Annotated in this window: 7 protein-coding genes; all 7 read left to right on the top strand. The window is 47.1% G+C overall.

Translation table 11 applies throughout. The features are described 5' to 3' along the window. Positions 1–1,004, top strand: a 1,004-nt coding sequence (gene argC, locus AB1466_03390) for an N-acetyl-gamma-glutamyl-phosphate reductase (GenBank protein ID MEW6189141.1), incomplete at its 5' end; no start/stop codon positions are given. 96 nt (positions 1,005–1,100) lie between these two features. Beyond that, positions 1,101–2,330 carry a bifunctional glutamate N-acetyltransferase/amino-acid acetyltransferase ArgJ gene (gene argJ / locus AB1466_03395; protein MEW6189142.1) on the top strand — a complete coding sequence of 410 codons (1,230 nt, stop codon included), beginning with the start codon at positions 1,101–1,103 and terminating at the stop codon, positions 2,328–2,330. Positions 2,331–2,417: 87 nt separating this feature from the next. Continuing rightward, positions 2,418–3,326 (top strand): acetylglutamate kinase, encoded by a 909-nt coding sequence (gene argB / locus AB1466_03400; protein ID MEW6189143.1) that lies wholly within the window; start codon positions 2,418–2,420, stop codon positions 3,324–3,326. Positions 3,327–3,432: 106 nt separating this feature from the next. Next, positions 3,433–4,680 carry an acetylornithine transaminase gene (locus tag AB1466_03405; protein MEW6189144.1) on the top strand — a complete coding sequence of 416 codons (1,248 nt, stop codon included), beginning with the start codon at positions 3,433–3,435 and terminating at the stop codon, positions 4,678–4,680. A gap of 63 nt (positions 4,681–4,743) precedes the next feature. Continuing rightward, the gene (gene argF / locus AB1466_03410; GenBank protein MEW6189145.1) at positions 4,744–5,676 is read left to right on the top strand and encodes an ornithine carbamoyltransferase; all 933 of its coding nucleotides are present in this window, start codon (positions 4,744–4,746) and stop codon (positions 5,674–5,676) included. Positions 5,677–5,681: 5 nt separating this feature from the next. Then, positions 5,682–6,143 carry an arginine repressor gene (argR, locus tag AB1466_03415; GenBank protein MEW6189146.1) on the top strand — a complete coding sequence of 154 codons (462 nt, stop codon included), beginning with the start codon at positions 5,682–5,684 and terminating at the stop codon, positions 6,141–6,143. Positions 6,144–6,192: 49 nt separating this feature from the next. Continuing rightward, positions 6,193–6,699: argininosuccinate synthase domain-containing protein (locus AB1466_03420; GenBank protein MEW6189147.1), on the top strand; the 507-nt coding region annotated here is incomplete at its 3' end.

Raw genomic sequence — 6,699 nt, forward strand, 5'->3', positions numbered from 1 at the left:
CTGGAGCTGAGCTCGCTCGGTTGTTACTGAATCATCCCCACGTTGAGCTGACTTATGTTACAGCCGATCGATATAGGGATCAGAAAGCTGCCTCTCTTTATCCCAATTTAACGGGAATTTGTGACCTTTCTTACACGGTTTTCGATTCAAGGCAAGCCAAGGAGAATTCGGATATTCTTTTCATTGCTTTACCTCATGGGACTTCGATGAAGATCGTGCCCCAGCTGGTGGACGAGAATCACAAGATCATCGACCTCAGTGGAGATTTTCGATTGGTTGATAAGAACGTCTATGAAAGGTGGTATGGGATACCCCATGTTTATCCCGCGCTTTTGGGTACGGCTATTTACGGACTGCCGGAAATTAATCGGGGAGCCATTAAAGGGGCGAATTTTGTTTGCAATCCCGGTTGTTATCCCACTAGCGTTCTCTTGGCAACGGCTCCTTTGCTGATAAGGAAGCTCATACGGACCCAAACTATCGTAGTGGATGCGAAATCCGGGGTTTCGGGGGCGGGTAGGGGTTTGAATCTCTCCAGCCACTTCCCTGAATGCAATGAAAATGTAAAGGCGTACTTGGTTGCCGCGCATAAGCATACCCCGGAAATGGAGCAAGAAATGAGCAAGCTCGCTGGGGAAGAAATAAAGATTGCTTTCACTCCTCACCTCATCCCCATGACTAGGGGTATCTTGAGCACCATATATTGTGATCTAAAACGGAGTTTAAAGACCCCCGATCTCCTCGAAATATATGGACTTTTTTATGAGGGTGAACCCTTCGTGCACATTCTGAGTGAGGGAGAATACCCTGAGACGAAAAGCGTTTTGGGTTCCAACTACTGCCATATAGGTTTGGAAGTGGATGAGCGAACTCGCAAGGTCATCGTGGTCTGCGCGATCGATAATTTGGTCAAGGGAGCTGCGGGCCAGGCCATTCAGAACATGAATATCATGTGTGGGTTTTCTGAAGACGAAGGACTAAGAGCTGTTGGGCTTGTACCTTGATTGGTCGATAGTCTGTTAGTTGGTAGTTGGGAGCGCAAGATCAAATATTTCTATTGATTTCTCGCTACTTTAAAGATTATAGGAGGATAAAACGAGATGGTAGAGGTCAAGGTGATATCCGGGGGAGTAACCGCCCCAAGGGGATTTAAAGCTTCCGGGGTGAGTTGTGGGATCAAAGGAAGTGGCGGAAAAGACCTTGCCCTCATCTTTTCCGAAGTTCCCGCCATCGCCGCTGCCGTTTTTACCACCAATAAGATGGCCGCTCCCCCTGTTTTGATCAGCAAAAAACATGTTCAGGAAGGGGTCGCTCAAGCGGTGGTGATCAACAGCGGTAATGCCAATTCCTGTACGGGGAGGCGAGGCATAACCAATGCCATAGAGATGGCAAAAATCACCGCAGGTGAGCTCACAAAGAACTGTTTGGGGAGAATCTCTCCTTATCAAATTTTACTGGCTTCAACTGGAATTATTGGTGTTCCCCTCCCCATGGAGAAGCTGAAACGAGGCATCCAAAATGCTGTAACATCGCTTTCTTACGATGCTCATCTGGATGCCGCTGAAGCGATTATGACTACCGATTCTTTCCCCAAGGAAATGGCGATTGAATTTAAAATACGGAACAAAACCCTTACTCTAGGAGGGATGACCAAGGGAGCTGGGATGATTGCTCCCAATATGGCCACAACCCTTTCGGTTTTGACATCGGATATCAGAATTTCCCACCCATGTTTAAAACGGGCTTTAAAAAAATCGGTCGATAAATCCTTCAATATGATCACCGTCGATGGGGAGACAAGCACCAACGATATGGTTGTTATCCTCGCCAATGGGATTGCTCAGAACCAGGAGGTGGTCGAAGGCAGCAAAGACGCTCTCATCTTCCAAGAAGCATTGGACTTCCTCACCCAAGAATTAGCCAAGATGGTTGTGAGGGATGGGGAAGGAGCCACCAAATTCATCGAAATCATCGTCAGGGGTGGAAAATCCTTCGAGGATGTTAAAACCATAGGCATGGCCGTAGCCAACTCAAATTTGGTTAAAACCTCTTTTTTCGGTGAGGATATCAATTGGGGAAGGATCATCGCCTCAATTGGTCACTCTGGAGCGGAAATCAATCCACAAGATATAGATATTTACCTTGGCCATCATCAAATCGTGAGAGGTAGTGAGGGCTTGCCTTATGATGAAGGGGAGATTAAGGATCTCCTGAAGGATAAAGAGATAAGGGTAACCATTGATCTTAATCTGGGTGATTCAATGGCAACCGTGTGGACTACGGATTTATCCTATGATTACGTGAAGATAAATGCAGCCTATAAAACGTAAAAGACACTCGTTTTCGACTCTCGAATTTCAAATCTCACTTTCGAGTGGCGATGCGACGAGGGACGAGCGATTTAAAGGATGAGAAAAATGGAGAATGCATTGGCTAAAGCCAAAATTCTGATGGAGGCGCTTCCATACATTAAGGAGTATTATGGGAGAACCATCATCATAAAATATGGTGGAAGTGCCATGCTCGATGATTCTCTTAAGCAATCCATCGCTTCCGATATCGTTTTGATGAGGTACGTGGGCATGAATCCAGTGATCGTTCATGGAGGAGGTCCCGAGATTTCAAGCTACATGAGGAAGTTGAAAAAAGAGGTAAAATTCGTGGAAGGGCTTCGAGTCACGGATAAGGAAACCATGGATATTGTAAAAATGGTCCTTGTGGGTAAGGTAAATAAGGAACTCGTTTCCATGATTAATCGCCATGCCCGCCTGCCTGAAGAGGGAGCAGGTGGCACTGGTGGGCAGGGCAGGATAGCCGTGGGAATAAGCGGCGACGATGCTGGATTGATAATAGCTCAAAAGTGTACCACCACTACCGGGGAAGACCTGGGTTTCGTTGGCGAGGTTCAAAAGATCAATACGGAAATTCTTCAAAATTTGATAAGGGATGGATTTACCCCAGTCATCGCCTCCGTGGGGGTCGGAGAAAAGGGAGAAAGCTATAATATCAACGCCGACTCCGTCGCCGCTGAGATTGCTGCGGCGCTGAAAGCCGATAAGATAATCTTTCTTACAAATGTTGATGGATTGTACAAAGATTTTGCCGATAAGAAGTCTCTCATTTCCGAACTTAGCATCGATGAGTGCGAAAAGCTAATAGAGGGGAATTTAATAGGTGAAGGGATGTTACCTAAAGTCAAGGGGTGTATAAGAGCCCTTAGGGCTGGTGTGAAAAGGGCGCACATCTTAAATGGAACGATTCCGCATGCCCTTCTTTTGGAGATTTTCACCGATAAGGGCATTGGAACAATGATAGTCGGGGGTTAACGAATGCCCAATGACTAAGTCGAATGTTTATAAATCATGTTTTCGTCGGACATTCGACCTTCGGCATTCGACATGCGAGAGATAGATGGTTTCCAAGGGAGAAGTTATGAGTGTTGATGAGTATATCACCAAAGAGAGCAAATATCTTATGAATACTTATAGCCGCCTTCCGGTTGTCTTCTCGCGAGGAAGAGGAAGTAGGTTGTGGGATATTGAGGGCAAAGAATACCTTGATTTCCTGGGAGGATTGGGAGTGGCCAACATTGGACACTGTCACCCGGCGGTGGTCAAAGCGGTTCGGGAACAGATGGAGAAACTCGTTCACGTTTCCAATCTTTACTACACTATTCCCCAAATTGAGTTAGCTGAGATGCTGGTGGGAATATCCTTTGGAGATAAATGCTTCTTTTGCAACAGTGGTGCTGAAGCAAACGAAGGAGCTCTGAAATTGGCGCGCAAATACGGCAAGGAGAATTTTGGCGGGAGCAAATATGAGGTGATCACCGCCTTTCGCTCATTTCACGGTCGAACCTTTACGACTTTAGCGGCTACGGGTCAACCCGATAAACAAAGACCCTTTAAACCCTTGCCCCCAGGTTTCAAGCATGTGCCCCTAAATGATTTAGATGCTCTAAAGGGTTGCCTAACCGAGAATACCTGTGCGGTAATGCTCGAACTCATCCAGGGGGAAGGCGGAGTATATGAGTGCGAGATGGGGTACATCAAAGGTGTGAGGGAACTCTGTAATCGGGAGAATCTCCTGCTCATTCTGGATGAAGTTCAAACTGGTATGGGTCGTACGGGAAAGATGTTTGCCTATGAGCATTATGATATCGAGCCGGATATCATGACTTTAGCAAAGGGTTTGGGAGGCGGACTACCCATTGGTGCTTTCATCGCCCGGGAGGAAGTAGCTCGATTCTTTAAACCCGGTGATCATGGATCAACATTCGGTGGTGGACCTCTTGCTACTTTGGCGGCAGTGGCCGCATTGAAGGTCCTAAGAGAGGAGGGATTGGTGGATAATTGTGCTACCTTGGGAAGTTATTTTAAACAGGAGCTTGAAAAACTGAAGGAGAGAAGACCTATAATTAAGGAAGTGAGGGGGAAAGGATTGATGATTGGGGTCGAACTCCACAGGGACCTGCCTGCCGGCAGGCAGGGTATTGCTCGGGATATTGTACTGAATTTTTTTCATCGCGGGGTGATTACAGATAATATCGGAGATAACATCGTTCGATTTCTCCCCCCACTTTGTATAACGAAGGAGGAAATCGAGACCGTTCTGGGCATATTTGGTGAGGTTCTCGACGAATGGAAGGATAGGTTGTTAGGTGAATGGATCGATGGGTAGTTGGAAATCAACCCATTACCAGCAAGGCGAGCAAGATACCTAACTATCGGGGTGGAGGTTAGCGTGGCGTCACTTAGGGGAAGAGATATTCTAACATTGGGTGATTTGAGCCCGGATGAAATTTATCTCATTCTATCCAAGGCTATGGAATTTAAACGCCTGCAACGGATGGGGGTTTCCCACCGATATTTAGAAGGCAAAGCCGTGGCCATGATCTTTGAAAAACCGTCCACGAGAACGAGGGTCTCCTTTGAAGTGGGTTTGGCGCATCTTGGTGCACACCCAATTTTCTTAAGCGCTGGGGATATGCAATTGGGTCGGGGAGAATCCATCGAGGACACCGGTCGGGTTCTCTCCCGATACGTGGATGCCATAATCATTCGGACTTTTGCTCAAGGGGATGTGGAAAAGTTGGCTAAAGCTGCGGATGTACCGGTGATCAATGCTCTCACCGACGATTTCCATCCATGTCAAGCCCTTGGCGATTTCATGACCATCCTGGAGAAGAAAGATCGCCTGGCGGGTCTCAAGCTTGCCTATGTGGGGGATGGAAATAATGTCGCCCACAGCCTTTTAATGGGTTCGGTTAAAGTTGGACTAAATATCTTCATCGCTTCTCCAAAGGGATATGAACCCAAGAAGTGGATCATTGACATGGCTTTAAAGAACCTGAGAGGGTTAAAACCAAAAGCGGAGGTGGTCAATGATCCCATAAAGGCCGTAAGAAATGCCGATATTGTATATACGGATGTCTGGGTAAGTATGGGTCAGGAGGCGGAGCGGGATGAGAGAATATCTGCTTTCCAACCCTACCAGGTAAATAAGGAACTTTTAGCTTACGCCAAGCCCGATGCCATCGTCATGCATTGTCTTCCCGCCCACAGGGGTGAAGAAATTACTGCTGAAGTGATGGACGATCCCAGGTGTGTCGTCTTTGATCAAGCGGAGAATAGACTTCACATTCAAAAGGCCTTATTAATTTCGCTAATCGGTTGATCAAAATGAGATTAAAAGGTGAGAGACACGCTGCCATCAGGGAAATAGTGGAATCGAAGAGGATTCACACCCAGGAAGAACTGGTATGTGAGTTACAGAGACTGGGATACGAAGTGACTCAGGCTACGATATCGAGGGACATAAGTGAATTGGGTTTGTTGAAAGTCCGGATGGGTGATGGTACTAGTATTTATGCTCTTCCCGAAGGTAAATTCATAGGCGATGAAACGGAGCATCTTCGAAGGATGCTCGAGGATTTTGTGGTAAGCCTGAATCGGAGCGGGAATCTCATCGTGGTTAAAACCACTCCAGGTACCGCTCAGGGTGTAGCCTCCGCACTTGATGGAGTGAGGTGGGAAGAGGTTCTGGGAACGGTGGCCGGAGATGATACCATCTTGGTAGTCACTCACAATAGCAGTGAGGGGGCTTCCGTTCTAGCCAGATTAAATGAGCTGAAAAGTAAATAAGCGCCCATACGGGCGCCCGTCTGGGCGAGTGAAGAGAGTAGGAGGAAAAATGGCGAGGGAAAAAGTAGTTTTGGCTTATTCGGGTGGGTTGGATACCTCTGTGGCCATAAAATGGCTTCAAGAGAAATATGATCTAGATGTAATAGCCCTGGTCGTTGATGTGGGGCAGGCAAAAGACGACCCATCTAAAGATTTGGAATGTGTAAAGGAGAAGGCTCTAAAGATAGGAGCGATCGAATCTCATATCGTCGACGCCAGGGAGGAATTCGCTCGTGATTTCATTCTCCCCGCCTTGAAAGCGAATGCCCTTTATGAGGGAAAGTATCCCCTGGTATCAGCACTCTCTCGCCCTTTAATCGCCAAGTGGCTTGTGGAGACGGCCAAATCAATTGGGGCTAAATATGTGGCTCACGGATGTACGGGTAAGGGAAACGATCAGGTGCGTTTCGAAGTATCGATAGGTGCACTCGATCCCTCCTTGAAAGTGATCGCTCCCGTACGTGAATGGACCATGTCTCGGGAGGAGACCATAAAATATGCCAGAAAACATCAAATT

This window comes from Actinomycetota bacterium (genome assembly GCA_040755895.1).
Lineage (GTDB): Bacteria > Actinomycetota > Aquicultoria > Subteraquimicrobiales > Subteraquimicrobiaceae > Subteraquimicrobium.

Bases quoted from the DNA above. Each gene is read 5' to 3' on its own strand.
- argJ (MEW6189142.1), top strand. From the start codon at position 1,101: ATGGTAGAGGTCAAGGTGATATCCGGGGGAGTAACCGCCCCAAGGGGA.
- argB (MEW6189143.1), top strand. From the start codon at position 2,418: ATGGAGAATGCATTGGCTAAAGCCAAAATTCTGATGGAGGCGCTTCCA.
- AB1466_03405 (MEW6189144.1), top strand. From the start codon at position 3,433: ATGAGTGTTGATGAGTATATCACCAAAGAGAGCAAATATCTTATGAAT.
- argR (MEW6189146.1), top strand. From the start codon at position 5,682: ATGAGATTAAAAGGTGAGAGACACGCTGCCATCAGGGAAATAGTGGAA.